Origin of the sequence: Bacillus sp. CECT 9360 (assembly GCF_918741275.1) — a bacterium.
GTDB lineage: Bacteria > Bacillota > Bacilli > Bacillales > DSM-1321 > Peribacillus.
On sequence record NZ_CAKKNA010000033.1, the window covers coordinates 1 to 1492 of the forward strand.

1 protein-coding gene is annotated in these 1492 nt (G+C 41.0%); it reads right to left on the bottom strand.

Annotation, left to right across the window (positions count from 1 at the left end):
* Positions 1-47: 47 nt before the first annotated feature.
* A protein-coding gene (locus LQ216_RS20205) for an IS3 family transposase (RefSeq protein ID WP_230131452.1) occupies positions 48-1378 on the bottom strand; the annotation gives its coding sequence in 2 pieces (ribosomal slippage) (positions 48-1006 and positions 1006-1378; 1332 coding nt in all).
* Between the last annotated feature and the right edge of the window lie 114 nt (positions 1379-1492).

Genomic DNA, 1492 nt, shown 5'->3' on the forward strand with positions numbered 1-1492 from the left:
TGAACTGTGACCTATAAAGTGGACAGTGTAAAAAAGCACCTAGTAATTTACGCTGTTAATAGATGGCTCCGGTATTGTACCGGAGTCATTTTATTTAGCGTCCATTGATAACGATAGTTATTGTATTGCTCCATATATTCTGTGATCAGACTCTTTAATTCTTCAAACGTTTGGCATTTGGAATACTCAACTTCATCCTTCAGGTGGCCAAAGAAGGACTCCATGGGTGCGTTATCCCAACAATTTCCCTTACGAGACATCGACTGGGTCAGCTTCAATTCCTTCACTCTCTTTTGAAATTCAGGGTGCGTGTAATGAAAACCTTGGTCTGAGTGGATAATCGCATGGGGGTGAATAAGGTCCCCCAGTGAATCAGAGAGCTTGTCCAACGTATCATAGACGATATCCATCTTTAATGTCCTCGATAGGTTAAATGCCACTATTTCTCGTGTGGAGGCATCCTTCACGCAGGATAAATAAGCTGGACGTCCGGCACCATAAAAAACATAGGTGATATCGGTAAGCAGCACCTTTCCGGGTTCATCCTGGTTAAATTCCCTATTCAGTAAGTTAGGGTGTGTCTTGTGCTCCTGGGTCGCCTTCGCCATTTTTCTGTAAGGATTGATCTGCCTGATTTTCGCAACTAAATGGAACTTCTTCATCAGCCGGCGAATTTTCTTGTGATTCATCACGACAAAATAATCTTTCTCTAAAATCATCTTAATGACAAGGGCACCAGCTTTTCCATTTTTCTCGTCAAATATCTTTTTGATTAGCTCATAATCCTTCCAGTCATTTTCATCCCTCTTAACCCTTTCGTTTTCATCCTTGATCCAGGCATAGTAGCCACTTCTGCTTACACCCGCCATTTTACAAAGGTAGGTCACCATATGAGACAGAGCGAATCTGCGAATGGTTTGTTCAATAAGCATAAACTTCTCCGATGTCGTTATCTTTTCTTCTTCGCCACCTGCCTTTCGAGTTCGTCTAACTTTTTTAAGAATTCAAGCTCCGCTTCCAGATATTTAATACGCGCCTCAGCCTTTTTTAAGTTGGCTTCTACTGAAAGGGGTGTGGACGAAGGTCGTCCGGTGCTTGCCTTTCCTCTCCGTTCCGTAGTAAAGCCTTCCTCCCCAAACTCTTTAAAAGTCTTTCTCCATCGCCTCAGGCATTCTTTGGGTTTAGTAGAGCCAATAACTTTCAAGTCAAAATCATGTTCAATAAAGATTTGAGTTGGGCTCTTCCCATTCAAATTTTCCTTTACCGCCTTCAACTTGAAATCTGATGTATAGGAAATGGAACGTTCTGATACGTGATCCACATTAGGATTTTTCTCCAAGAGTTTCATCTGAATGTCATTGAAAATAAGTTTACTCATTTTGTTTCCCCCGATATGATCTCTGAAATGATTATAATCGGGTTTCTGTCATATGCATACAAAAAACCCGAATAAGAGACTTTTTTAAGTGTCCATTATTCGGGTCATAGTTCA